The sequence below is a fragment of the Vibrio sp. nBUS_14 genome, from assembly GCF_051201655.1.
Lineage (GTDB): Bacteria > Pseudomonadota > Gammaproteobacteria > Enterobacterales > Vibrionaceae > Vibrio.
This window is the reverse complement of sequence record NZ_CP179206.1, coordinates 1,801,786-1,827,866: the sequence shown is the minus strand read 5'-3', so window position 1 is coordinate 1,827,866 and position 26,081 is coordinate 1,801,786. Positions and strand designations below refer to the sequence as shown.

Here is a 26,081-nt window from a genome sequence, read left to right as displayed (position 1 = left end):
TTTCGAGTAAACAACAAGAATTGTTATCACCGCAAAATATTGCCATTTAAATACGTCTCCTAGCATACGATTGATTAATCGTTTCGATGAACGAAGAAATATCACCATCCGGTTTATTCGATATAGCCTCAAAACAAAGTGCCTTGAAGTAGGCATCTCTTTCAGTTTTTTTATCGAAGTTACAACGCCTCACTTCATCATTTAAAACAGTACGTGCATTTGCAACGCCATTAACTCCATTTAACAGAGGACCTAGCCAAGATCTGTTAAACTTTTTAAGTCTGTGGTTAATCCGAGGTAATACTGAAAATGTTCGGTTCCACGTATCAGCTTTCTCTGCAAGCTGGTCGGCTGTGCCTTCGATATCAACAATCATGGCAAACGTTCCATTAATAATTTCGTAAGTTGCCTCCAAAGAAACAGGAAGATGATCTGAGTATGGATTGAACGCTAACGACCTGACCCCATCACAATGTAAAACGTCAAGTTCACCCTTGGCCTTCTCATTACACTTCTGACAACAAGGTACTAAGTTATTAAAATCTACAGCTAAAAATGGATAGTGTTTTTTAGGTAAATAATGGTCATACGATGCTCGCCACTGCTTTTCATCGTCGCTTATAGCACCCTCTTCTGGCTCTATATTGCGTTCTTCCATCATTTCTTCAGTACCACAAAAACAACAAATGTCGCCGTTATCTTGCTTAAATCGTTCAAAGTGTGAATGCATGTCATCAGCAGGGTTTATCGTTATATTCTTAAAGCAGGTAAGATCCAAAGTTGTAGAGTATAAATACCCTCCAAGCTTTTTAGCTAGCTTCCAAATATCAGCTAAATTTTCAGTAGGAAAAAGGACTTGCGGAGCTGTATTACCAAGAAATTGTATGCAGCACACTTGGTTATCAAACACGTCTTCAAACTCTTGCTTAGGGTCATTATCTAATCCTTGGTAAGCGGTAAATACAGCTTGGAATCGTTTTTTTGTTTCGCCACTACCATTAAAGACATTGAGGAAATTTACAGGGAAACAATCATTAAAAGTATTTGCCGCAAACATCAGACGATAGAAGCCCTTATGAACATCATCTAAACAATAAAGTGAAAATTGTGGCGGGAGTAATACAGGCCAAAGCATTAGTCTTCACCTCGATCATTGCTAGCGATCTTGTGTTTAATCTGATTACGTCTAAAGTTCACTTCAAATGAGTCACCATATGACTCGAGCCACTTTAGCGTTTCCGGTTCGTCCATTAACCCTTCATCATAGGCCCGCAAACCAGCCCTAAGTTCAGACAGCGGTTTCTTAGAAATCAACACATCCAAATCAAATACAGACGCTAGCAAAGAATCAAAGGAAGCCCCGTAAGTTTCGACATTCCCCAGAGATTGAATAGCCACACATCCCTCAGGATTTTTCTGAAAGTGCAGCACGCGCTCAGATTTACATGCGGAAAGGACAAACGGAGAATGTGTTGAGATGATTAGCTCTAACTTTGATAAGCCAACGTACTTGTTAATGATATCGACAAACTCGATACGCCACTCAGGATTGAAATGACTTTCTGGCTCATCAAGGATAAACAAGGATTGTTGGTCACCGAATAGTATTAAGGAACCGATAATTTGAATGAGCTGATGCTCGCCATCACTGAGCCGGTCATAGAGCGTCACAGTATTTGGATCAATTAACCTAACCTTTGTATTAACGAAACGAATTGGCGCTAAACCACGGCCTTGTTGCTTAAATCGATGGAACTAAATCAGGAAGCTACGATCTGATCGGATACACCCATCAATCGTCGTAGTCTCATGCCTAAACCTCGTTACAAAACAACTAACTGGAAGCAGTATAATAAAGCCTTAATCAACCGTGGCTCTCTGACCTTTTGGATTGATGAGGAGACGTTAGCCGAGTGGAAGCAAAACAAACAAGGCAAGCGTGGTAGACCTCGCCGATTCAGCGACTTAGCCATTACTACCGCTCTGATGGTGAAACGCGTTTTCTCTATGCCATTGAGAGCGCTGCAAGGTTTTCTAGACTCCGTCTTTAAGCTGGCTAACATCCCTCTGGTTTGCCCACACTACACCTGTATAAGTCGTCGATCTAAGGATGTTGAGGTTTCATTTAAAACTAAAACCAGAGGTGCGATACAACACCTAGCCATTGATGCCACTGGTCTCAAGGTTTATGGCGAAGGTGAATGGAAGGTCAAGAAGCATGGAACTGATGGGAAGCGAAGAGTCTGGCGTAAGCTGCACATCGCAGTAGATACAAGCACCCACGAAATAGTCGCAGCAGAGCTGAGCTTATCTAACGTAACCGATGCCGAAGTGCTCCCCAACTTACTCAATCAGACACGTCGGAAAATCATTGAGATATCAGGTGATGGCGCTTATGACACAAGGAATTGCCATGATGCCATACGGATCAAGCGAGCTGTTCCGCTCATCCCACCAAGAGAAGGGGCTGCCTTCTGGGAGCGTGGTCACCCCCGAAATCTCGCCGTGGGTTGCCAGAAGTTATATGGCTCAAATAAGTATTGGAAAGAGCGGTATGGCTATCATAAGCGCTCTCTATCAGAGACCGCGATGTACCGAGTAAAACAGCTGCTAGGTGGGAAATTAAGCCTGAGGAACTACAACGCTCAAGTTGGCGAGACTTACGCTATGATTAAAGCCCTGAATAAGCTTACAGGGCTTGGTATGCCTGAAACACAGTATATCGATTAAGAATTAAGCACAATGGGGCAGGCATGCCTTCTCTCTGAATTAAGCAACAAAGCCCTAAACCACCAGTAATATTAGGTACATTCCGCTCGTAGCAACTCGTTTTCAATGTTCGTTTTTCGTCTCTGCTCCACCGCTTAGCCACCATTTGGTTGATAAACATCAAGTTATCTAGAAACATAGAACGCTCAAGATACAAGCTTTCTATTCTCTCGAAAAAATCTTGATTGACTTCAAACCTCAGAACACCGTTTAACGTATCCTCATTAAACTTTGAACTATCAAAGCTAAGTTGCTGTAATCGTATAACTTCAGCTTTAATGAAATCTAAATCTCGGTACTCCGACAGTCGCAAATCAATCTCAAATGACTCCAATGCTGCGATACTCGTGTAATCGTTTAAAAATCGCTTAAACTCTTCACTTTCATTGACCATTAACGAAATGAAGAACAACTGATTGGCAGTATGATCTGTAAAAGTACCGATAGGACGTTCTGCTTTGATTGATGGTAGAGGCACATCAATATCGACTTCATCATCAAACACTAATGGCGGCTCAAACAGTGATTTATTGCGCTCATAACTAGTTTCAATGTAGTCACGCAGCTCAGTCACTTGATTCTCATCAAACCCATCTTCTCGAGTAATTAGATTATCAAAACGTTTAGCATATTCTCGTTGAAATAAGCCCTGTTTTCTAACCACATTATAAAAGCTGAGCTGGGCTTTCGCGAAGACTGAACTCAAGCCTTGATTATTTCCCGAAGAGTAAGCAATAACATTGGTGGGAAGCATTTCATGAAAGCCGCTAGTGACTTCATTGAAAACCTGCAATAGTTCGAGCATCTCATCGACCTGATTATCCTCAAGGCCATCAGCGCCATAACTAAGTGGTCTTTCACCCTCAAGATAAAGCATCTTTAAGTTCGAACCAGTACACCTGAGCAATACCGTCCTTAATACTGAACCGCCTGTAATTTGGTACTCTATTTCAAAATCATACGTAAGGTCTTCAGCACACTCATACTGTGGATTAAAGTACCTATCAGCGTAGCCAAAGATATCAGCGATTAGCTCAATGAAGTTTGATTTACCGGAACCATTTAAGCCAACTAAGCATATAGGCGAATAACCCTCGCTATTTGACTTGAAGGTGTAAATGAAAGGATGCTCTTCTGTCCCAACAATCGATTTGTATTGACCGATTAATTTAAGCCTATTTAGTCTCATCTTTGTTCTTATTTTTAATTATGAAAATGTACTTTATTCGATTGGCTTACCCAACATGCGCCCTAGTACTTCTTTCATCGACTCTTGGAAATCGGTCATCGATTTCATATCGATGATTTGAGCGAGATCGATTAAGCCATCATCGACAAGTTCATTGAGTTTGACTCGGGTAGCAGGCTCACCTAGATGTGCTTCCAATTCACCTTTTAAAGATCTAGGTGAATCGTCGTTACCAGAACGCCCTTCAAATGCAGCGCAGTTCTGATAGCCGTTTTTCAATGCACAGAGTAGCCAAGCCTCTGACTTTGGCTGAGCGACAAACGGCACTCCATTTTCATATTCTTGAGCTTCAAAGCCAGTGATCATAGATTGGCGCTTAGATTGATAATCAGGCCACTTATTGCTGTCTGAATCGTGGAATAACACCGCTAAGCTTGGTTGCCTTTCAGGGTTAGATGCGACATGAGCTAATGCCCTTGCCGCGCGATAAAACTCTCTAGTTTCTTTACCTTGTTTTTTACCACTTCTCGAAAGAGATTTAATAATGGTTTTGTCTTTAGATATGCGGGTAATTTCAGTCTCATGAACCACATCAAGCATCTCGATATCCAATAGGGAATAGCCTATATGGGTTTCGACATACTTATCGATCAACTTGCTCAGTGGCCCTATCGCCTCATTGCTTTTACCGATGTCGGTTTCACCTTCACCACTGACAACTAAATACATGCTGCTGCCCTCTTTAGTTGTTCAGTACGTTCAACATTGTAATTTCAGGCGCGAGGTTCTCAAGCATGGTGTCTTCGTAAGCTTCACCAGGGCCCATGAACTTCAACTTGCGTTGCATAGAGGGTATGTCAAACAAACGGATAGCTTGGGTTGCACCTGTTTTATTCTTATACAGATAAACAACGCCTGTTTTAGCGACATCATCTTCCATATAGTTAAGAATCATTGGGCTATGAGTGGTAACAATGACTTGAGTATTTGCTGCTACTAGGCTGTCCACCAGCTTTTCTATAAGCTCTGGGTTCACTCCGTTTTCAATCTCATCAAGCAGCAACGCACTTTGCTTTTTGGTTAGCTGAGCGAATATAGCTAAGAAACGTAACAAGCCATCATTGATATGGCGAGCTTCGGTCTTTATTTTCTTTTCGCCAAATATTTCTTCAATCTCTAGCTTCACTGCGCTATTTGTTCTATTTACTAAAGTGTCGATCTTGCTTAAGTTTGGATATAAATTCTGAAGCTTCTTAAGCAAACTAGACCTTTCACTTGTACCCATATCTAAAATAAAAGCGGGTAACATTTTTCCACCATAGCCTAGTAAACTTCCACTGACATGATGATCTCTTAACTTATCCGGAGAAAGCATATCTAGTGCATTTAGTTGATTAAAAAATGTTTTGAATTCAATAAGTTCTTTCGGCAGAGTTTTATCCCTTAGCTGAGATAGGATAGAACCTTGATAATCAAAGGTTATAGGTGCTTGAAGATCCTCTGTTGGTAATGAGAACTTACCATCAGCAACATTAAGCAGTGTTTTACCACCCCAAGTAATTTTCTCAGTCGTACAATACAACTCTTTGCGGTTAAAACTGCCTTCCCAAATAACGGGTTTACCCGAGTAAGAAAGTTCTACTGTAAAAGTAATATTAGATTGCTTAGTAAGCGTTGAATTAAGATCTTTAGCACTCCATTGACGGCTATCCAACCACTCATCAATGTCACCGCTCACTTGCTGTGATAGGAAATCAATAAACTGCAATACGGTTGATTTACCCGAGCCGTTTAAGCCTACTAAACAGTTAAATTTGCTAAACGGCAGCGAAAAGCCCACCAATGACTTAAAATTATTGGCTTTGATATTGACTAATGAGAGTGATTGATTCATCGCTTGTATTATCCTTTCTCTACCGTTTTAACTTTAGCTACGCGCTTTTTAGTCGCCTTCTTCTTTGGCTTCGCTTGCTCACGTTCTTTCAGAATACGCTCTAGCAGTTGTTCTGCAGGTTCATCTGTTGGATCTTGCGGCACCAGCTCGCCACGGAACGCTTTAGCTAGAATCGATTGAGTTAAGCGATCCAAGCGAGATTTAGCGTCTAGGTATTGTTTTTCGACAATATTGGCTTTTAGAAAAAGCTCTTCCACTTTTTGTACGATATCACCTTGCTCGACTAGACAAGGTAATGGAGTAACAAAACGTTTAACGTCGGCTAAGTTAATTCCTTTTTGTGCAACTCCTCTTACTTTCTCGGCCAAAGCTCTATAACCTCCTGGTGATTGAAGTAATAGAGCTATGTAATGAGGATTTATATTCTCTCTAACGGGAATCATAGCAACTTCACGACTAATATTTGCTTGCATATCAATTAATTCATCAGTGACAACAGCTGCGTTTCCAACGGTGCCGCGAATTGCCAACAATACTTCACGACCTTTTAGCCTTGTCCTGGCATACTTATCTTCAATTTCCGGGCTTACTATCTTTAAAGCGTCAGTTTTTATATGAAGGTGCTTAACATCACCACAGCGGATCGTTGGCACGCCAACTTCCTGGTGCTCACCGGTTTGAACGATTCCGTAAGGGATTCCTCTGTCAACATTTACCAACATTTCTAATGGATAACAATTCCATTGTGGCCATCTAACACCATCAAATAACTGATGTGCTAATGTAACCTCCCCCTCACTTAGAGGTTTAAGCTTCTTTGACTTGGTATTTGATTCGATTTCTAATTTAAGTTCTCTATAGTACTCACCTGAGTGGTACGTAGTGTATTTAGTCAACTCCCCAGACGTTGCGGCAGCCAATACCGATTGACGGAAACGTTTTAGGATCGCAGGAATTTTGTCTAAACGAGCTTGAGCTTTGTCGACCTTGGCTAGAATAGAATCTAGCTTGTTGGCAATGCGGGTTTGTTCGTTTAGTGGAGCTAATCGAAAGGGCAATTTCTTTGCCATAGCACCTGAGAGTTCTTTAAAAGTAGTTCCAGTACCTCTACTTTCTGCAAGGCCTCGGATACTTTTCAAGTAATAATACGCATAACTGGAGTCAATATGTTGCGTAAATACAAAGCTTTTAAATCCTTGGTTGGTAGCAATTTCATTTGCGGCAATTGCAACGTAACCAATTGGTGCTCGACTACTAAACAAGAGAGAACCTGCTGGCATCAGCTTTGCTGAACTATTATCCAAGCCTAATTGCGAAATATCTCTCTTTCCATGAGATATTTCTTTGTATTTGTAGCCACTTAGGTCAGCTGGTGTTAACCAAGCAATTCCCTCACCAGCAATGGAGAAATAAGATTCCTCTTTTGCTTTGGGTGTTCCTCCCGCAACAACATCTGCAATTGAACCGATTTCGACATCTAACCAGCTTCTAGGTAACTCACTCACAGAGCCACCTCATCACTTTCTGCTGAGTCCAAATCAACCAAAATCGCTTTCAGTTCTTCCATCGCCCCCGCCATCTCGAGCAATGCTTCATTGATCAGCACATCTGGCGCAGGTAGCTTTGAAGCGTCTTCATTGTTTTCATCACGAATCCAGCTCAAGTCCAATGATTCATCTTTGGCTTTAATATCATCACGGCTAAAGCAACGCAGGCGACAACCATCCACGTCGTCTTTATGGCTACTGATAAACGCTTTGCGAGCTTTCTCATCCACTTGAGTCAAGTCACTGCCGACCGCTTGGTAAAACTCTTCAAAGTGCTTTTTAGTCAGTACAGTACGCTTACCAAATTTAGGCATGTTAGAGCGTAGGTCATACACCCATACATTCTTGGTTTGAGCTTTATCTTGTTTTACATCTTCAGATTTAGAGAAGAACAACACATTAGTTTTTACCCCTCCGGCGTAGAAGATACCAGTAGGCAAACGCAGAATGGTGTGCAGGTTACACTTCTCCATCAAATCTTTACGAATCGTCTGGCCAGTCGAACCTTCAAACAGTACGTTATCAGGAAGCACCACCGCTGCACGGCCACCCGGTTTAAGCATTTTGTGGTACATCAAGTGTAAGAACGCGAGCTGCTTGTTACTGGTGTAATGAACCAAATCATCGCGGGTTGGTACGCCACCACCTTGTTTAGTACCAAATGGTGGGTTAGCTAAAATTAAACTCGCTGGTGGTAGGGCTTTACCTTCATTAGATAAAGTATCACCAAATAGAATACCTGAGTTTTCATCATCGACAGCTAGGTCATGCAACATCAGATTCATCATGGCTAGGCGGCGCGTGTCTGGCACCAATTCCATACCAAAGAAAGTATCATGCTGATATTTGTCGTATGGAAGAGTATCTAACCCGTCAATATCATTGTTCTCTTTTAGGTAGTTGTGTGCACTGATTAAGAAGCCGCCTGTACCGGCAGTTGGGTCAACAATTACATCCTCTAGGTTTGGCTTCATTAGCTCAACCATCACGTCGATGAGTACACGTGGGGTGAAGTACTGTCCTGCGCCTGATTTTTTCTCGCCTGCGTTAATTTCTAGCAAGCCTTCGTACATGTCGCCTAACCCTTCGGTTTTGGCGCTGTACCAATCGAGCTTATCAATTTCAACCACCAGCTTATTTAGCGTGGCTGGTTTGCGAATAACGGTATTGGCACTTTTAAAAATTGCTTTGGTGATCAGTGAACCATTTGAGCCCAAATGAAGAAGCAGTTGTTGGTACTCTTCTAAACGAGTGGCTGAATTATACTTTTCTAAATTTTCCCAACGATAACCTTCTGGTAGCAGTTCATCTTGGCCTGTTTCATCGACCATTTTTAAAAAAACCAGATAGGTTAACTCATTAAGGTATTCGTGATAGGTCACGCCGTCGTCACGCAGTAAGTTACATAAATTCCAAAGTTTGGCGACGAGATCTTGAGTGCTCATTAATACAATACCTTTCTGGGTTTCACAGCGTTACGCTGTTTTTGCTTGCTGCGGCGATTCCGATTGAGGGGCTAACCACAGTGCTTTGTTAAATTGAAGTAGAACATCCTCTATAGGCTGTTCAAAAAGTTTGTTGGCGCGTTTAATGCCACCTTGTTGTTGCTTAAAAATGCCTTGGTCTAGCGCAGGCAAATCAACGATGGTGGTGGCCTTCATTTGCTTGGCAATCAGTTCTAACCACTGCTTTTGCGGTGTCTTCCATTGCTGGCTAGCTAACATGATCGCTAATGCTTTATCGACACGCTGGTCAAATGGAATAAGAGCTTCACCCAATGCGGCTTGACGAATAAAACCAATGATTCTGGCGGCAATTTCTTCATTTTTCACTTCGTTCCATGCAACTTGAAGATCTTGTTCTCTAAAGCGGTTCTTTTCAAGCTCTAACGCTAATTCTTTCAGGCTTTTTCTGGTTAATTCCCAAGGTTTTTGCACGACTGTTTGAATAGCAATCAATCGGTTGCTGTTGGCTTTAACAAAGTCGCTAAACGCTTGCAGATAATCGGCAGGTTTTTGGCCATCACCTTAACCAGTAGTAACGCCCGTCACTTCATCATCATGCTCTGAAATAATGACTGGTGGACGGTTTCCTCCGCCTGTGACTTTGGCATCAAGCAATTCACCTAAACCGGGGTGATGGGTAAACCATTCGGCTACTTCATTTAACGGCCTGTTCTTTAAATCGTGAATAAAGTCTTCTGGTGATTGACCAACAATAGTTTCAAAGTTATCACGCTGGCTATCCGTTAGGTGACGGCGTTTCACTTGCAGCTTGGCGATGAACTGGTTCTTAGCGAGTGTTTGAAGTTCGTCTTCATCCACTTGCTTCATCTCGTTTTCTAGTTCGGTAAAGGTCACGTTCACGTTCGTAACGACAGGCTTCATGCTGTTGACGTCTTCTAACTGAGTATAGATGTCTACGGCATCGTAGATTTTAAACGGCCCTTTACCTATTTCGTCACACAAACGGGTTGCACGGCCAAGCATCTGTTCAAATAGAATTCGACTGTTCACACGGCGTAAAAAGACTAGATTGCAAATTCTTGGTACATCGACACCTGTAGTTAACAGATCAACAGTGACGGCAATGTTAGGTAGGCGATCATTCTTAAACAGGCGGATTTTTTCTAGCGGTTTATCACTGGCTCCAGTGATCTTTTGAATGGCATCGTCTTCCACTTCACCATGATAATGTTCACATGCTTCTTTTAATGCCTCAACCACCTGATCAGCGTGTTTATCGGTAACACAAAAGATTAAGGTTTTTGCTTCTGAATAAGGGCTAATGGCATCACTTTCAATCAACCACTTAGTCACTTGTTTGGTAAAACTTGGGCTAATGACCTTACGGTTAAACTGAGACACGTCGAAATCGAGCTCATCCGGCGTGTTGTACTTCTCTACGGTATTGTCTTCAACGTTGTAAGCTTGAACTTCGTCATTCACTTCGTAATGAATGCCCTGTTCTGCTAGCTTAGTATGAATACGAACAGGTGGAAGGTGATCGTTCAAATAGCCATCTAGTACAGCTTCGGTATAACTGTAACTGAAAATAGGCTCGCCAAAAATATCTACTGTGTGCAGCGCTGGTGTCGCGGTTAAGCCTATTTTGAAAGCGTCAAAGTATTCTAAAACAGCGCGGTACTTAGATTGGTAATCCTTTTGATCACGAAATTCTAATTCGGTATCGCTTAATATTCTGTCAAGCAGGTAACCACGGTGGCATTCATCAACCACAATGCAGTCGTATTGGCCAACACCCGGCTTAGTATCACCATCGCTTGGGTACAAAATACGTTTAACTAAGCCTTGTACGGTCGCAACATGCACCTTGGTATCATCTTCGGGTTTGGCTATGGGTGACTTGTCTGCTTCCATGCCAATCACATCAAAGGTATCAGCAAAGGTATTGAGATTCTCTAAACGTACTTCACCAAAATCAGTAGTAGCTTGTACACCAAGGGCTGAGCGGTCGACAAGAAATAGAATACGGCGGAAACGTTCAGCTTTTAATAAACGGTAGACCAAGGCAATACAGGTTTTGGTTTTACCTGTTCCAGTCGCCATTGCCACCAGCGCATTGGTTTGACCTTGTTTAATGGCTTCTTCAACCGATTTAATCGCTTCTACCTGATAGTCACGCAGCTTCAAATCATAATCAAAACCCATTTGATCAAGTTCTTGCTCGGCCTGTTGCGGTGTTTGTCTTAAGTACGTTTTGATTTCTTGCGGTGTGTACCAACCTTTTAGGGCACGACGTCGGTTGGTGCTGTCACGTACATCTAAAAACCAGATTCCACTTTCTTGTTCTAACTGTTCTAAATAGGGACGGCCATTAGTAGCAAAAACAATCGGGACTTGAAACTCTCCGTAAGTCGTTTCAATGGTGATCCCACCTTTATCTGTTAGCCCTTTTGCATAACGCTTAGCTTGATCAATTGCGCCATATACATTCTTCGCGCTCTTTTTAGCTTCCACCACAGCAACAGGCGTTAGACCTGAGAACAACACATAGTCCGCAGGCCCAGATGAAGTTGGCCATTCAGCAATAGCACGGTTTTCGTTAGCTACAGGCCTTGCCCCTTTTGAATATCTTAAGTTAACCGTATCTGTTGTCCATTGTGCATCATTAAGTTGTTCATCGATAAGCACCCGCGTCTCTTGTTCATTTAATTCAAGACGCGACTTTTCAACAAGCTCAATAACTTTGGCTTGAGCTTGTTTGTCTTGTTGGTTGAATTCAGCCAGATAAATGAGGTTGGCCTCGTCCATCTTCTTACGATACTGAGTTAACGTATCCTCATGCTCAGTCGCCACTTCCTCCCAAAGCTGGCTTTCCGCCTGCATTTGCTCGGCTCGGCTCTTCAAGGCTGCGGATTTCTCTGCTTCAACTTGTTTGAGCTGTTCAGCAACTTTCAGACGCTCTGAGGTTCGCTGCTGGGTAACTTCTAACGCTTGCAGTTTTTCTTCTAGCTTGCGCACATGCTCAGATGGGTCTTCAGGTTTCATAAAGGGTTGTGGTTTAAAACCTTTGGCATGAGCCCCACCAAATAGGGTGTGATACCAGGCGCTAAGGGCATGTCCTAATACTAATGCTTTTAGTGCATCACGGTGACTCGACGAAGTGAAGTCATGATTGGCCGTGTTTCCAAGCTTTCTAATCGTGTGGAAAGAGTCATTGATACGCTGGTCTAGGGTCAACTTATACTCAAGATTACGTAAGAGATCGACTTGTCTGATATCCCGCCCACTTTCATCTTTGCCGTATTGGACACCTACGCGCGCAGCTACGTTTTGCGCTAATGCTTCACCCAGTTGGCGTATCTTAACCAGTGTGGTATTTGGATCAGGAACAAAACATTGCTCTGCACGGTTTGCCAACCGAAACAGTAATTCATCATGATGCTTTAAAAACTCAAAATTACTTTTTTCCACTCAAAAGTTCCTTTCTCGCCAATGCTGGTCAATCTTAAATGCAACTAAGTTAGCATCTTACTACTTTTGAGACTGTTAGTTAATTCATAGAGTTAGCTAATTAGTCATGAATCAAGCTTGTCATTACAATAGATATGGACTGTTTTACGATTGCTCTTGTGAATATTTTTCAACATGTAAATTAAAGATATGTACCCCAGCTGAACCTAAAAACTAGTGCTTACCTTAGTAAAAAAAGAAAGGTTTCGAACTAACGCCATTATGTCAGGTGACTATATAACCTTGACACCACAGCTTTGTAAGTATTCGAAAACCCCCTTCTGTGTAATGACCATATTGGCGACGATGACGATTGCCCTTAGCCAGAACGAGTTGTCCAAGTCTTCGGTATGACTGGCGAATCTGCGTCTTAAGATTAAACGCGGCCTTCTTAATAGGGCTAACTTGATCTTTACTCTATTATTGAAATGTTATTTTTCTGCAGATACTTTCTTAATTGATAGGCTCTATCTATAGCCTCAGGTTGGTTGTATATATAAAGACTTGTATCTAACCAGTTCCAAAAAATTAATAGTTTATCCAATACATTTTTATCAATTCGAGCACCATTTTTTATAAAGGCTTTGTCATAGAACTCATTAATCAATACTACCAGCCGCTCAACGAACTTATTTAAAGCCTCTTCAACCCAATCTTGTTCATGCCCGACAAGTTCTGAAAAGGCATCAATACAAAGTAACTGTCCCGCTCTGTTGATCACCGGCTCATAAACAAAATCAGCGGACCAGTTTCCCATCAACGCTTTCCAATGAGTGTTCATATACTGCGTTTTTGTTCGATACTTAATCTCGTTTAATTTCTCTTCAAAAACCCGAGTTTCAGTATCCGATTTGTGGATCAAGTACGCTGATTGTTGTTGTGACATATCGACGGCCAATGTACTGCGAGTCTCAAATAATTGCATCCTCTTCTCAAGCGAATAGCTAAGGAGATCATTGGTGATACTCCACAATGCTCTTGGCCTCGGTAAGCCTTCCGCAAGTTGATCGGTTTGTTGCCCAATCTTTACTAGAAGCGTATTCAAATAACGATCCCAAACACGAGATGACAGCTCACTTGATATCACTTTCTTATAATCAGTCGCGACGTAAACTAAGTGATGCTTAAGTTTTGTTAATTCTTGAATTGTAATACTTTGATTTAATTCTCTTCGAGCGTAGGAAAATTGGTGCCTCAGCGCCCAAAGTTCCCTAGCATGTACGCTACGAGCAATCTTCTTTTTTTCTTCTTCAATTCGATGCCCTGCCCGAGCTATTGCTTGATTAGCTAATTCGAACAAAGAGTTTCGTTCAGAATTATCCGACAACACATAATCAAAACATTCTGCAATCTCGTCAGAAAGGTTGCTAAGAACCGGTCCCGAAAGAGTACCTTGTTCACCATCTTCACAAATTTGTTTAATTGTTTTTTTGATTCTTTCGAGTGCCTCTTGAGACTCCTGTAGAGCCTTATTCTCAATAGCAAAAGACAGTTCTTGTTCCTTTTCTAATAAGGCTCTTTTCGTATTTACTGCATGAGGATGCCTTTCAGGTGATAACTCCAAGTCACTCAAAGTCACCATTTGACATCCATAGCTCATCTCAAGAACAAGCTCACTTGGCTTGAAATCAAACTCTGGGAAATGCGCTTCAAAGTAGAACTCACCACTTTCTTGGCTCTTTTCTGATGCTTCTTGCGAGAAAACAAAGGCATTACATTGGGTTTCTTTTACTTTCCCCTCAAACTCTGCGAAGCTTTCTGGATGGGTATCTAGAGCAGTACTGTACATAACGTAATAGAAAATAGAATCGCTTCGTTCTTCACTGAACAACCAAATCAAATTGATTTCTTCCTCTAAGAAGAACTGTTCTCTAGCATGGATTATTTCTGGGTCTAACCAACCTTGAATCAACTCTATCGCAAATCGATTACCACTAAGGTCTTCAAAATAAATATCAGGTTTACGTCGTCTATTGGGATAACCTTTTTCTGCAAAGATAAACTTTTCTACTTGAATAGATTCGCATTTTATCTTTTCTGATCCCTTCAACGTGCCTGCAATAAAGTGTTTTGTTCGAAAGTGCCATTTAGTTTCATGCATTTCAGCTTCAGAGAATACAAACTCACCTTTGTAATCGCTGTGAAATGGACAATCGACCTCTTCCAATTCCGGGATATGTTTGTGATAAAAAGCAGCTCTCCCGGTTGCGCTTCGTGCACGATACCTGACAGGAAGACCACAATAACCACATTGGATGAAATCTCCTCCTTCAGCGCTATGAACTACAATTTTCCTCTTAATAGATGCTGTACGAGCTTCGTCAGGTGTAGAACCATAAAGGCCTAAGTAATCACTTGCCAATATTGGGCCTTCGATCCCTTTAATCTCTAGCTCCCATAAGCCATTTTTGTTTTCGCTGTTAATGTAATTCATAAAGGTTACCCGTCTGTGCGTTGCTGGTTCCGATTACTTTCTTGACGAAACTCGACCCCAACAATAATATGACGCCAATAACGACAGGTAAATACTGATTACATACACACGTCGCTTAACCAGACAGGAATTTGATAATGCGTAAATGGCCAATAAGATGGGATCTGCTGTTCCGCTACCGAATGATAGAAATCATTGCATTATGGGAAGGGCGACTAACTACCAATCATTTGATTCAGAACTTTGGTATTGGCAGACAGCAAGCTTCGAAAGACATCAACACCTACCTAACCGATGTGGCGCTAGGCAACCTTGTCTACGATAAGCAGTTAAAAGGCTACAAGCCCAGTGATAGCTTTATTCCAAAGCTAACGAGCGGTCATGCTGATGAATACTTACACATCCTATCTCGAAGTGAAGATATGACTGTGACTTTCAATGAGCTTGATATGGGCTTTGAAAATACGACGATGGTTCGCCCAGTGACACGCAACATTACACCCGAAATTTTACGACCATTAGTCCAAGCAATCAGAGAGAAGAAACGTGTCGATTTAAGCTACACATCATTGAAGAATGGTGAAGAAGTAGAACGGATCATCTCTCCACATACACTCGTTTGTACACCATTACGCTGGCATGTTCGAGCTTATTGCGAACACTCAGAAGACTATCGAGATTTCGTGCTGAGCAGAATTCGAGGTGTTCCAACTCTTGATACAAAAAAAATAAAGGGAAAAGAGCAAGATGAGCTTTGGAACACTCATCTCTCTATTAAGTTAATCCCCGACTCAAGATTAACCGAAGCCCAGGCCAAAGTGATTGCACACGACTACGGTATGGAAAAAGGCACCCTAGCAATACCGACGAACGCAGCGCTGGTTCGCTATGTTCTGGATGCTTATAATATCGATATTAATGTGTTGAATTCGAACCCTAAAGGTCAGCAGATCATCTTAGGGAACTTTGAGGATCTGAAGCCATATCTGATCTTTTAACTCCATGATAAGCCAGAGCTAATCAATTAGCGCCCCTTAAATAACTCGCCTCGATGATAACGAAGGTATGGGCGATGATCCGGCATGATGCTAAATGCCATACCTTCCTTTAAACCAATAACATCCGGCGATTCCAAGTAGCTTGAAATGAGTACCTTCCCGTGATCATCAAAGGAGATAAAACCGAGATCAAACGCTTTATCTAGGTTGGCAAGAAGCAGCAAACCATTAAATCTATCTAATCGCTCTTCGTTACTAGAATCTCGCCAGGGCTTAATGTGTGAAGCCAATAACAGCTGTGTATTACGATACCCTGTAACGGCGCAACCACCCCACATCTGAATCAGTTTTGATCTAAAGTGCCCCTGTCCTACTCTTGTATTGACCAAAATGGTTTTTTCAGTTTCGGATAAAGTATTGTCAGTCATCACTTGTTTGATGTCTGCATTCACATCCACCTGAGATAAGTCAGCTAAAAACTGGTGGTAATGGGACAAAGCGGCGCTGTACGTCCCATGCTCCTTAGAGTCACGAATTTGAAACTGCTCCAACTTTCTCGCTTTTTCTTCATATCCAATAAACTCACGATACGAATTGATATCAGTCAGCGGGGCTTCTAGCTCGCCAACATCCATCAACCAATTAGATATCGAACCTCTTATGGCTCCAAGGTAATTCTTTGCGGTTTTTTCAGATTTGCCAATATCAATCAACCACTGATGATATAACGTCGCTAGATCAGATAGATTAGAAACTAAAGCATCCTTTAGTTCGTTAGAAACGATATAGCTTTTCATGTAGCTAAACAGCTCATCGTCAATATATGCGTGAGAGACCGCCTTTGCTGAATAACGACTGGTTGACGTATTGTCATAACCGTCATTGAAGAAAAGGTGCCAAAAGCCTTCACTTCTCAAATGGAAGAAAGGATTTTCCGGGGTATTTTTATCAGCCCCTTGAGCCAAGTTGTCAAAGTGATGAGTAAACCGTTCTTTAAGGGCTTGGTTAAGGCAGATCTTATTGGTCGAAATATGCCCTGCTTGAATTAGATCCATAACAGCCAGCAACATACAGACTTTATGAGGACTTTTTTTGCCACCAGCATTGTTCATTTTCAGGTTTTGAAAACGATCTAAGTAGTACTCTAATGCCATTATCGACCCTTGCTTTTGTTAGATCTTGCATGTTCTAACACTACGGTTTGCCAAGATATCTCTTTTCTCTTCAATGAATCAGTGTCTTCGGCAACGTGACAGACTGTCAGCCCTACAGCTTCACCTAACCTTTCTAATTGTTCGACGGAAACACGGTAAGCACTGCGGCCATCATTAAAGCCGCCATGACGCAATGTGATCACTAGTTTTCCATTCTCGGAAAGCAGTTCAGACAATACAGCGATCGTCTCTTTTCGAACCGCCGAATTTAGATGCATCCATACCGCTGAAAGTAAAATCAAGTCGTAATGACTGCACAGCTCTCTAGCTTTGCTTAAAGCAGGCAGAGCATCGTCTAACCACTGAACTTGAGTCGAGGAGTTTAATCTCCCTAACTGGCAAAGTTCGCTTGCTGGTTCAACGGCGACCACTGAGCAGCCTTGTTCAACAAACCACCTCGCATCTCGGCCTGAGCCAGCACCGATATCAAGTACACTTGCATCACCATAAGGCCAATACATACGCCACACACGGTGGACATTTTCAAATTCCAAAGAATCGTACTGCTTTGCAAGCTGAACCGCGTTTTCGTTGTAGTAACAAACATTCCCCGACATAAACCGCTCCATAGACCAATCTGACTCGATAATATATGGGTCGATTGCATATGACGATTACGTCTTAGATAAGTGCTAATAACTGTGATTAAGATCTCGGAGAATAAAACCCGTTCAAAGTGCTTCCCTAGCCATATCCCCTGCTCTGCTCATCTGTTCAAAGTCTCAGTCAGGTGGTCTAACCGCTGTGTCACTTTTAATTCTCATTGCAAATTCTGATTATGTTCTTACTTCAAAAGGCTTTCTTAAGCTCAATCCAGGCAGAAAAATGTCGCCCGTTTTCACAGTCATCTGGATTACCGAAAGTTGATATACAAGCGCTAGCGATACAAGTTTGCTAGCTTTCATGTGCTAGCCCAATCAAAGTTCGTTAGCGGTATAGTTTAGTGTATAACCACAATTTCTATCTGCGCCCTTTCTATAAGTCGTGCAACTCCAGAACTTACCGTACTTACCATTTCTTAGCTTCATCTCACTACCACAACGCTTACAGAGCGGTCGAATGTCGCCACACTCTTCGTTAATGCATTCCTGAAAGCCTGGCTTAGTCGTACTGCTCATCGGGCTACCACACTGGCTACATGAGGTTTCTTTGTGTTTGCAACGAGGATAGAACGAACAAGACAAGAACTTACCGTAACGACTAACGCGCTCTTTCAATATTCCTGTTTTACAGCTGCTACAAGAAATCTGTTCAAACAGTTTCTGTACAAACGATGCATCAAATTCATCGGTATCTACGAAGTATTTGTTCTTTATGAGTTCGACTGCATCTTTATATTTGGCAGACCATTCTCACTCGCGATATTGTGTCCCTTTTTGTCGAGAAAATGCCTTTTCATTTTGCAGGTTATCGGGAGTTCGCCAAACAACGCCAGCAACGCCAAGAAGCGTTAATCCATTCCACTGGGGTAACTTTGCACTTTTTAATCATGAATTGTCATTCGCTCAAAGACAGCTTTAATTGTGTTTAGAGCTTGAGAAACATCCATCAAAAAATCCAAGTGCATTAAAAACACTTGGATTTTGAGAGCTCTGAAGGATCGTTCAAACGATCACTTTGGCTTTAACTGATCGGCATTAACCTTTTTAATCTCTATTTGGAGTCGCTATATATTAGTTCTATCATTTCTTTTACTTCTGGATTAACAAACACTTGATTATCTAATGTCTTTTCTATAGCTCTCGACATAGAAGGGCTTCTAGATTCCGCTTGGGAGATAAGATGCCGAACGTAAGCCAAATTTGAAGCATCCTGATTAGCACTCCATTTAATTAAGGCAACAGCAGCTTCATATTGCCCCATATTTGCAAGGGAACTCAAAGATGCCGCTATTAATTGACTATCAGCTGCATTGCTATCGATCACATACTGCAAGCTCGGCACCAAGCGCTCATTATTCAAATATTGCAGACTAGATAAAGCCACCTTAGATTTATTGTCATCAGTTTGGGCAATACCAATTAAGAACTCAAAATCAAGCTCCGATGCATTTCTTGCAATACCTCGAGCAACATCACCGATATAAAGATTATCCTCTTCTAACTCTACAAAGCTATCCTTCAATAAACTGATGTGGGTGGCATCTCTAGATATCTTTTGTATGGACTTCTTCACTACATATACCGTATTCGAGCTCGGACTAGAAAGCGTTTTTAACGCATCTAGAAGTACCGCAACAGATTCTGGTGTGTTGATGGCCGCCAAAAGACTCAACAGGTACTCTTGCGTCCTATCAGACGCACTATTAGGTCCTAGCTGCAATAGCTCTCTAATTTCATCATAAACTGAAGTGTCTGCCTCCACCCTCAACATGAGAATCAATTGTTTTTCATTTACTGTATCGACCCTTGAAATCTTTATGGAGCCCGCCAACTCTTGCCAAACACCAAAAGTCGAATTGCTAGTGCCTGTCTTTTGATGGGCCTGCACGATCATCTCTCCATCTTGGTTCGTAAATGCACCTTCAATATTTGATGCTTTACCATTTCGCTTAGTCTGCTCATGAGCAATAGTACTGCTGTTCTCGTCCCCTACCAGTTCAGAACTAACAGACTCATGCAAACCAAGTTTGATATAACCAAAATAAGTGATTAGCGAAAAGGTACTAACAAGAATGGCTAATTTTTGTTTTCGCGTCACATTGTGTCTCCCCAACCTATCGATTCTGATACTTGTTGGAACATCTCAAATAAATCTGTAACTTGCTTAGTCTGATCGATATGGACGATATTATGATCATCATTCGTCAAAGAGAAATCAACATCTCTACCATATAGAGCAAGAACCTGGCTTAACTTTTGGCTATTGACAGGTACGATACCATCGCCAACCAAACTTGCTCTCGTTGCACCGTTTTCAATATACCGAAGCGTGCTAGGGTGTGGGTGGTCGCCTTTAAACCATGCACCATAGTCGTACAGATCGTAAATACCAACTAATGAGACATCTGTATCTAAAATTCCGAATTCAGTACCACTGTAACTTAGCTGAGATAAGACTGTGTTTTCTAATGTAAGCACATCTCTATTAATTGAGATTATTGATTCAGACTCGGGTGATAAGAAATCAACACTAGGAGCCATCAAATCCATAACGTAATCACCAAGTTGTATACTCCAATATTTTCTTTCACCAGCTAATAATTCAATCACTTCCCAGCTGTCTTCACAAACACTATTGTCCTGTCTAAAACTACTCTTTGGCGTACAATTCTCATCCATATATTTATAGAAACGTCCAAGCGGTGAACCTTGATGAGGTGTACCTGTGGTCATCAATGCTTTTACATGTTCTCTATTGAGTGAGGCTGTATTTTGTAGGTAAGCTCTTGCAGCTAAGCCACCTCGACTATGAGCAATCAGCACGATCTCTGTATCGATTCCAAGTTCATCTACAATTTTACCAATGGTCGTTTCTACTTCTTTGCCTAACAATTCAAAGCTAGAGTAGTCTCCATTGCATCCCAGAGCAGAGACACAAGTTTTCCCGTCGAGTCCTTTAGAACTGAGTATTGTATCTCTGTCATATCCACCGAAATCTAAACTAAAACAATACTCTTTACGCTTATTAACCTCTGGAAGCGAGACGAGTTTGTTTTCCAAATCGAGTATCTGACAAGTTCCAGAATAAAAACTATCGTCATTGATCAACGGTTGCCATGTTTCTGAACTTGATGCTAGACCATGCAATAAAAGAGTGACTTTTCTAACAATGATTTCATCTAGCTTCGCCAAAATTTGGTAACTCGTATCTTCTTCGGCAGACACGGCGATAAAATGAACTTGACCTGCTTTAAGTCTTTGCAGACATTTTTCATCAAGCTTGTAACTATTGTTTGATCGACAGTCATAATCAAACTTAGTTGGGAATGAGCCTTGTTTTACATAAAGGTCGGCGTCTCCTGACAACCCTACCAAACTAATATTGAGTAAAATGTCTTCTGGAGTTTCTACCTTAAAGTAATGCCAGTTCCCTGAGTTAATAGTCTCATTTAAAGGGACAGATAGCCTCAATGTGGTAGGACGATTGGCTGTGTGATCATCGAATTCATACGGATAGGAATCTTCGTCGTTTGAGATACCATCACCGTCGATATCAAGGTCATCGCTATCAGCGGTACCATCTTGGTCGGTATCGACCTCCAGCTCATTCTTTAAGTTTTTCACGACATGCAAGAAATCATTTGGATCTGATTGAATCTGAGCGTAATGACTTAAACTTTCATATGTCTTTGTCGGATTTTCCAGTACTTGTTCAAAACTCACGCCAGTATCCGGTAGTAGATTTAATCGAACTAAATCTTCTGCGATAGAAATCATTCGCTCGTCGTTGTTCTTTACAAAATCTGACAACAAGTGCTCAGGCTTAATTTGAAGATCTGCCGCCAATTGATTTATAGCCTGTTCCGTTGTCAAACCTGACTGAACTTTAAAATATACAAAAGTAGAAAACGGTGTGACGACATTTGTTCCTGCAGGAGCTGCCATTAAAAAATCATTGGTCACATAGCGATTCAAACCTTCGTCGAAAGTTTTCCCTGAACTTGCATGGACGAAAGTGGTGTAGTCCTCAGCATTAATATCATCAGGAACCTTAAACGTTGCGACTCCTTTTGATTTTGTTACGGCAGCGAGAGATGATCTTTGAGTAGGTCCTACTCCCTCCTTATCTAACCAAGCGGTCGCATCAACCAAATAACCATCAATTGCTGTAATGGAGTAGTCATTGTAGGTTGTTGAATTCGACGCACTGGATGAAGAATCATCACCACAGCCAGAAACAGACAGTAATGAACAAAGGACCGCCCATTTATAAATAGTCATTGCAAATCTCCGTATAATACAAAACGCATAATCGCCGAATACTAACAGGCTCAATCATAATGAATCAACTTGAATATGCAGGCTTTAAAATTTGAGTAGTTATCATTAATTAGAAAAATCCAAACAAACCCTATTAGATAAATTAAAAACGCAGCTAAGTGATTTAGATGCAACTTGGAAAGAACGGCAACGATTTGATGACGATGGCTTTGATGTCGCAATAAAACCCAAGTCTTCTTTTGAGATGTGGCTATTTCAGCAGCTCATCAATGACTACCAAGGCAAGTGCTGGATAAATGGCTCAGAACCGCCCTATCACGCAGTAAAGAAGCATTCTATCTAATTACCCATTAATCACCGTTACCCCACCTGCTTACACGACCTAAAAACACGTTCACCCATCACTCTATAGGCCATCTTCTTATCAAGGTGTTTTTTTTATTTTATTCGTAGAAAGGAACCCACTATGCAAACAACACAACAAGATAGCCCATACAGCTCACCCATAGACCAACATGATTCTTTACTCACATCAGAGGGGAAAAAATTAAACCGATCACGGTACTTGTCCAATGGTCTGAATCTCGTGAGTTCATGGAAGAGACACTCTATGACTTTAATGAATTCGAAAAGAAAGCTCTGAAAGTTGCCAAATGCAACTCATTAGGCGTGTACTATAAGACGAAAGTAACCGTGACCTTTGACAATGAATATCAGCACGAATGCCGCTTAGATTTAGGCTGTGGTGGTAATGACCAAGGTTTTGCTGAGCACTGCTTAAGCATGGCTCGTTATTACCGTCAGCATAAAGGGGATGTCGATAAGCCTTGGCTTTACGACAAACACCACCAGCAGTTAATCGAACTCATAAACACTTATGAGTTGGACCACTCATTTGTAGACGTAGGACGTTTGCAGGTTAAACAGGTCGAGGAGCAAGCTAAAGCCGAAGAAGCCGCGAAAGAAGAAGCGTTTCAAGAGACCCTAGAAGTACCACAATGGGCCAAGGGTGTGATTATTGCCACACTCACGGACTATGACGCTGAAATCAGTGAGCCATATGCGGGTGAGTTTCACACCAAAACGTTGAAGACCATCATTCTTGCATGGTCGAAACACTCTCGAAACCTATTCCCTGAGCTGCGCAAAGCTTGTCTGAATCACTCTGAAACGGCTTTTCTTAACGATCCAGAGAAAAGCGTTGAACACCGTGAGCGCTTTGCCATGGGAGAAGGCTATTACCTAACCGATACAAAATACATTCGTTACGGATGGCAAATCAAGAAGCGAAACTTTTACAGAGAGGACAACAAAGCACGTTATGTGCCCTTAGGTGAGGTCGCGATAAGCGAATAAAAGAAAGAAAGGCGAGCGGATCGCCTCTCTCTGGGTAGTCTTATTTTTTTCTGTTATCAACGACAGAATCGCTTGGAGATCACACAGCTCGTTAGCAAGAAAGAGGACATAAACGTTTTACATACTCTTCTAATGTAGCAATTAATTAATAACTTTGAGTATCGAAAATCTCATATTACCTAAGATAAGAAAAGCCATTGTTGAACATAGCAACAAAAATTATGATTAATTACGATGACAAAAACGGTCTGAGGTTAACTCTGCGCTGATTCAAATAGCGGTGTTGATTTGTCTTTGTTTATTGCGAACATAAGACGTTTTTTGTTCTGGTCAAAAGTGTAGATAGCTACTAGTGGAACCGCCGTTACTAATAAACCCGAAAGAATTGAGGTGATTTGGCTATTAAAGCGATTCAACAATGGTACACCTGCAAGCCCTGTGCTAATTACACGGCTAACATAGAGGCCTACAACAGCTGATGCGGTACTTGCCATAATGATACTGATAGACTGAAGTTTATTAGGATCGTTACCAGCCAAAACACGAGCACTTCGGACGCAACTTAAAGTACCTTCTCGAATCATACCGAGCGCAAAAGCCGGCATCTTGGTGATCATTGAGATTAAGATTTGAGGAATAACACTCAGAGCTCCGCTCACTCCTGACTCAATTCCCAGTGTTCGTGCTTTAGCCCAGATTTGACGTTCTTCAAAACGTTGATTCAACTTCTGAGAAATACGCTGCTGAAGTTCTTGCACATTGCCAATAACCCCCTTTTCATCAAAGAGTTTAAAATCCTTGCAGAAACGCTGTAGCTCCTCCATGAAAATGTCGATCGTTTCTACGACCATCATACCAATTACCTGCTGAACTGCCATGGCAGCACCAGTTTTAGCCGCCGTCAAACCAATCTCTTTTGCAGCTTCTACTTTATGTGAATCTAATGACTCTTCTGATCTCTCAAGTGCCTCTTGGCAGTCTGCTTCGCTGATCTCATGGGTTTCACCATTGATAGTCAAAACTCTAACACCCTCTTTTGTTGGATGAGGCTCTGAACGATCTAAAACTTCAGCGAGAGGGACTTGTCCTTTTGATCTGTTTACCGAGCTATTAGTGAAGATAAGGTTATCTTTGTCATTTACCACATCTAATAACTGATCATCATTCGTTCCAGCCTTAACTATGGTCGAACCGTATATCTCTTTCGCTGATATAACGTGTTCAATGTCTACATCGTATGGGCTGGTTTGATTCCCTTTGTTGTAACCGTCTTCAACAAAGTTGAATGTATCTCTAGCATCTGCCCGAATGTTCTTCATTTCCGAATAATTTTCGTGGTCACGTATGTTTGTACGTGCTGTATAGCCTTTGTATGATTCAGATAGGTTTTCGTATTTAGCTTCAGAATTCTGGTCAATTGCCTCCATAGTTCCAGTTAGAAAGAACGATGCCATAGCTCTTTGAATGGCTACATCGTGACATTGTGTAAAAATATCATCCATCGTATCGGCAGGCACCGGAAGTCGCCCCTGAAGGTCGCTAACCATCCGCATTGTATCTTTATCTATTTCTAGAGTAGACCGAGCCATTGCATTCAATTTAGCGGGACCACTTTTCAAATACTCTGTGGCATTCGTAGCTTGAGCTTTTATGTTATCTACCTGTTCAGAGTATACGCCTGAAATCGCCTTGCTTGATTTCTGTATCTGCTCAGACGCTAGCGCCTGGCCTTTCTCTGTGAATTCTCCAGCATTAGCCTTAACATCAGCCAAAACTTGTTTTGCGTCCACATTAGAAACTAATTCTTTTGTAGTTGAAACGGCCTCTACAGCTTTATCTGACACGCTAGATACTGCATTGTTAGAAGCATCTTTAGCTCGCTGCTTCAAAGCGTCGGTATCTACATCTGAAATTTTATTCTTTGCCTGTGAAGCAACATTTTTAGCTTTGTCTAGCCAGCCCATAATCTTGACCCTTAAACTATGTTGGAGTTCTGAATTAGGCATGATAATGTCGTCTTTCATATGCATCTTCAACCTTAAACCAAACATTAGTTATTGGATTGTGAGCTTAAACGGGTGAGTAACATTTAGTTCCGTAACTTCTACATTCGGACAACTTTCCTCTCTAGCCTCCCCTTAAAGCTAACAAACCATACGCCCCCTTCAATAACACATCTTTCCTTATGATCTTCCATCGCTTCTACCAACGCGATAAGATCTAACTCAGCACTATCGGCAACCTCACACCTACAAATAAATTATTTTCGTCAACTAGCTGCCCATCGTAGTTATAAACACTGATACCAACCCTGTAGGTTTGATGCGCTTCATTTTATGTTGCGATACCGATATAGATTGCATAGTTTTCCTCATTCATGGACTTGCACCTTTTCTTAGTTTTGGCTTACCATTTTGGAAAGGTCTGAATTGGTGAAGTGGTATTAATTCAGTCTTAATGGTTTGGTCTTTGAGACAAGCGTATTTCCATCCACTCATCCACTTCCTTTTCTACCCAAGCAACCGCTCGCTCTCCCAAGTTAATCGACTTCGGAAACTCATCATCATTCATTTTGCGGTAAATCGCTGAACGGCTAAGGGCGGTCTTTTGCATTACTTCTTTTAGTTTTAAAAATCTCATTGGGTGTTCTCCTTGTTATTCGTCATAACAGGAGTCCGCCATTAAATTTTTACCCAGAACGTCCAATCAAAGCTCAGTATGTGCCACTCAGTTTTACTTCCGATCAAATCCCTTCATTCAAAAACCTTTCAGATATATGTCATCAAAGTGAATAGGAACCATCGCTCACTTAAAGGAGGCA

General features: G+C 41.6%; 20 protein-coding genes and 1 pseudogene. 3 read left to right on the top strand and 18 right to left on the bottom strand.

Features of this window, described 5'->3' with window-relative positions; all coding sequences use genetic code 11:
• Positions 1-46: 46 nt before the first annotated feature.
• On the bottom strand, positions 47-1,135 hold the full coding sequence (locus tag ACMAZD_RS08560; RefSeq protein WP_435249287.1) for a hypothetical protein: 1,089 nt from the start codon (positions 1,133-1,135) through the stop codon (positions 47-49).
• Complete coding sequence (locus ACMAZD_RS08555) at positions 1,135-1,671, bottom strand: AAA family ATPase (protein ID WP_435249286.1); 537 nt, start codon at positions 1,669-1,671, stop codon at positions 1,135-1,137. Before ACMAZD_RS08555 ends, ACMAZD_RS08560 begins: the two co-directional genes overlap by 1 nt.
• Before the next feature lie 138 nt (positions 1,672-1,809).
• Here ACMAZD_RS08555 and ACMAZD_RS08550 point away from each other — a divergent pair, with 138 nt between their 5' ends.
• Complete coding sequence (locus tag ACMAZD_RS08550; RefSeq protein WP_435246996.1) at positions 1,810-2,730, top strand: IS5 family transposase; 921 nt, start codon at positions 1,810-1,812, stop codon at positions 2,728-2,730.
• On the opposite strand, the gene ACMAZD_RS08545 is transcribed toward ACMAZD_RS08550, so the two are convergent.
• The 8 genes from ACMAZD_RS08545 to ACMAZD_RS08510 form a co-directional block, all read right to left on the bottom strand.
• Entirely contained in the window at positions 2,690-3,958 is a 1,269-nt protein-coding gene (locus ACMAZD_RS08545) for a hypothetical protein (protein WP_435249285.1), read from the bottom strand. The two genes, ACMAZD_RS08550 and ACMAZD_RS08545, sit on opposite strands and share 41 nt — an antisense overlap.
• A gap of 33 nt (positions 3,959-3,991) precedes the next feature.
• Positions 3,992-4,687, bottom strand: coding sequence for a hypothetical protein (locus ACMAZD_RS08540; protein ID WP_435249284.1), 696 nt, complete (start codon positions 4,685-4,687; stop codon positions 3,992-3,994).
• A 13-nt stretch (positions 4,688-4,700) separates the two neighbouring features.
• Entirely contained in the window at positions 4,701-5,852 is a 1,152-nt protein-coding gene (locus ACMAZD_RS08535; protein ID WP_435249283.1) for an AAA family ATPase, read from the bottom strand.
• 8 nt (positions 5,853-5,860) lie between these two features.
• A complete protein-coding gene (locus ACMAZD_RS08530) occupies positions 5,861-7,357 on the bottom strand; it encodes a restriction endonuclease subunit S (protein WP_435249282.1) in 1,497 nt (498 codons plus the stop codon).
• Entirely contained in the window at positions 7,354-8,844 is a 1,491-nt protein-coding gene (locus ACMAZD_RS08525) for an N-6 DNA methylase (protein ID WP_435249281.1), read from the bottom strand. Before ACMAZD_RS08525 ends, ACMAZD_RS08530 begins: the two co-directional genes overlap by 4 nt.
• A 30-nt stretch (positions 8,845-8,874) precedes the next feature.
• On the bottom strand, positions 8,875-9,357 hold the full coding sequence (locus tag ACMAZD_RS08520; protein ID WP_435249280.1) for a type I restriction-modification enzyme R subunit C-terminal domain-containing protein: 483 nt from the start codon (positions 9,355-9,357) through the stop codon (positions 8,875-8,877).
• Between the two features lie 69 nt (positions 9,358-9,426).
• Positions 9,427-12,336: a type I restriction-modification system endonuclease gene (gene hsdR / locus ACMAZD_RS08515; protein ID WP_435249279.1), complete on the bottom strand. Its 2,910-nt coding sequence runs from the start codon at positions 12,334-12,336 to the stop codon at positions 9,427-9,429.
• A gap of 451 nt (positions 12,337-12,787) precedes the next feature.
• Positions 12,788-14,809 carry a hypothetical protein gene (locus ACMAZD_RS08510; protein ID WP_435249278.1) on the bottom strand — a complete coding sequence of 674 codons (2,022 nt, stop codon included), beginning with the start codon at positions 14,807-14,809 and terminating at the stop codon, positions 12,788-12,790.
• Between the two features lie 137 nt (positions 14,810-14,946).
• Here ACMAZD_RS08510 and ACMAZD_RS08505 point away from each other — a divergent pair, with 137 nt between their 5' ends.
• Positions 14,947-15,807 (top strand): helix-turn-helix transcriptional regulator, encoded by an 861-nt coding sequence (locus ACMAZD_RS08505; protein ID WP_435249277.1) that lies wholly within the window; start codon positions 14,947-14,949, stop codon positions 15,805-15,807.
• A 26-nt stretch (positions 15,808-15,833) separates the two neighbouring features.
• Here ACMAZD_RS08505 and ACMAZD_RS08500 read toward each other — a convergent pair whose 3' ends face one another.
• The 6 genes and pseudogenes from ACMAZD_RS08500 to ACMAZD_RS08475 form a co-directional block, all read right to left on the bottom strand.
• The gene (locus ACMAZD_RS08500; protein WP_435249276.1) at positions 15,834-16,961 is read right to left on the bottom strand and encodes an HNH endonuclease; all 1,128 of its coding nucleotides are present in this window, start codon (positions 16,959-16,961) and stop codon (positions 15,834-15,836) included.
• Positions 16,961-17,578 carry a class I SAM-dependent methyltransferase gene (locus ACMAZD_RS08495; RefSeq protein ID WP_435249275.1) on the bottom strand — a complete coding sequence of 206 codons (618 nt, stop codon included), beginning with the start codon at positions 17,576-17,578 and terminating at the stop codon, positions 16,961-16,963. The genes ACMAZD_RS08500 and ACMAZD_RS08495 overlap by 1 nt, the downstream gene beginning before the upstream one ends.
• A gap of 360 nt (positions 17,579-17,938) precedes the next feature.
• Positions 17,939-18,139 (bottom strand): hypothetical protein, encoded by a 201-nt coding sequence (locus ACMAZD_RS08490; protein ID WP_435249347.1) that lies wholly within the window; start codon positions 18,137-18,139, stop codon positions 17,939-17,941.
• Positions 18,140-18,356: 217 nt separating this feature from the next.
• Positions 18,357-18,543, bottom strand: a pseudogene (locus ACMAZD_RS08485) (IS4 family transposase); the annotation flags it as partial.
• A 131-nt stretch (positions 18,544-18,674) separates the two neighbouring features.
• Positions 18,675-19,721 (bottom strand): hypothetical protein, encoded by a 1,047-nt coding sequence (locus ACMAZD_RS08480; protein ID WP_435249274.1) that lies wholly within the window; start codon positions 19,719-19,721, stop codon positions 18,675-18,677.
• Positions 19,718-21,904 carry a hypothetical protein gene (locus tag ACMAZD_RS08475; protein ID WP_435249273.1) on the bottom strand — a complete coding sequence of 729 codons (2,187 nt, stop codon included), beginning with the start codon at positions 21,902-21,904 and terminating at the stop codon, positions 19,718-19,720. Before ACMAZD_RS08475 ends, ACMAZD_RS08480 begins: the two co-directional genes overlap by 4 nt.
• Positions 21,905-22,498: 594 nt before the next feature.
• Here ACMAZD_RS08475 and ACMAZD_RS08470 point away from each other — a divergent pair.
• Complete coding sequence (locus ACMAZD_RS08470) at positions 22,499-23,260, top strand: LPD25 domain-containing protein (protein ID WP_435249272.1); 762 nt, start codon at positions 22,499-22,501, stop codon at positions 23,258-23,260.
• A gap of 254 nt (positions 23,261-23,514) precedes the next feature.
• Here ACMAZD_RS08470 and ACMAZD_RS08465 read toward each other — a convergent pair whose 3' ends face one another.
• Together ACMAZD_RS08465 and ACMAZD_RS08460 are read right to left on the bottom strand one after the other, a co-directional pair.
• Positions 23,515-25,290: a hypothetical protein gene (locus tag ACMAZD_RS08465; RefSeq protein WP_435249271.1), complete on the bottom strand. Its 1,776-nt coding sequence runs from the start codon at positions 25,288-25,290 to the stop codon at positions 23,515-23,517.
• Between the two features lie 424 nt (positions 25,291-25,714).
• Positions 25,715-25,900 carry an AlpA family transcriptional regulator gene (locus tag ACMAZD_RS08460; protein WP_435249270.1) on the bottom strand — a complete coding sequence of 62 codons (186 nt, stop codon included), beginning with the start codon at positions 25,898-25,900 and terminating at the stop codon, positions 25,715-25,717.
• Between the last annotated feature and the right edge of the window lie 181 nt (positions 25,901-26,081).

Coding starts and splice junctions, on each gene's coding strand:
- ACMAZD_RS08525 (WP_435249281.1), bottom strand. CDS start 8,844: ATGAGCACTCAAGATCTCGTCGCCAAACTTTGGAATTTATGTAACTTA.
- ACMAZD_RS08510 (WP_435249278.1), bottom strand. CDS start 14,809: ATGAATTACATTAACAGCGAAAACAAAAATGGCTTATGGGAGCTAGAG.
- ACMAZD_RS08495 (WP_435249275.1), bottom strand. CDS start 17,578: ATGTCGGGGAATGTTTGTTACTACAACGAAAACGCGGTTCAGCTTGCA.
- ACMAZD_RS08540 (WP_435249284.1), bottom strand. CDS start 4,687: ATGTATTTAGTTGTCAGTGGTGAAGGTGAAACCGACATCGGTAAAAGC.
- ACMAZD_RS08535 (WP_435249283.1), bottom strand. CDS start 5,852: ATGAATCAATCACTCTCATTAGTCAATATCAAAGCCAATAATTTTAAG.
- ACMAZD_RS08475 (WP_435249273.1), bottom strand. CDS start 21,904: ATGACTATTTATAAATGGGCGGTCCTTTGTTCATTACTGTCTGTTTCT.
- ACMAZD_RS08490 (WP_435249347.1), bottom strand. CDS start 18,139: ATGAGCAGTACGACTAAGCCAGGCTTTCAGGAATGCATTAACGAAGAG.
- ACMAZD_RS08500 (WP_435249276.1), bottom strand. CDS start 16,961: ATGGCATTAGAGTACTACTTAGATCGTTTTCAAAACCTGAAAATGAAC.
- ACMAZD_RS08465 (WP_435249271.1), bottom strand. CDS start 25,290: ATGCATATGAAAGACGACATTATCATGCCTAATTCAGAACTCCAACAT.
- ACMAZD_RS08550 (WP_435246996.1), top strand. CDS start 1,810: ATGCCTAAACCTCGTTACAAAACAACTAACTGGAAGCAGTATAATAAA.
- ACMAZD_RS08560 (WP_435249287.1), bottom strand. CDS start 1,135: ATGCTTTGGCCTGTATTACTCCCGCCACAATTTTCACTTTATTGTTTA.
- ACMAZD_RS08460 (WP_435249270.1), bottom strand. CDS start 25,900: ATGAGATTTTTAAAACTAAAAGAAGTAATGCAAAAGACCGCCCTTAGC.
- ACMAZD_RS08545 (WP_435249285.1), bottom strand. CDS start 3,958: ATGAGACTAAATAGGCTTAAATTAATCGGTCAATACAAATCGATTGTT.
- ACMAZD_RS08505 (WP_435249277.1), top strand. CDS start 14,947: ATGCGTAAATGGCCAATAAGATGGGATCTGCTGTTCCGCTACCGAATG.
- ACMAZD_RS08470 (WP_435249272.1), top strand. CDS start 22,499: ATGGAAGAGACACTCTATGACTTTAATGAATTCGAAAAGAAAGCTCTG.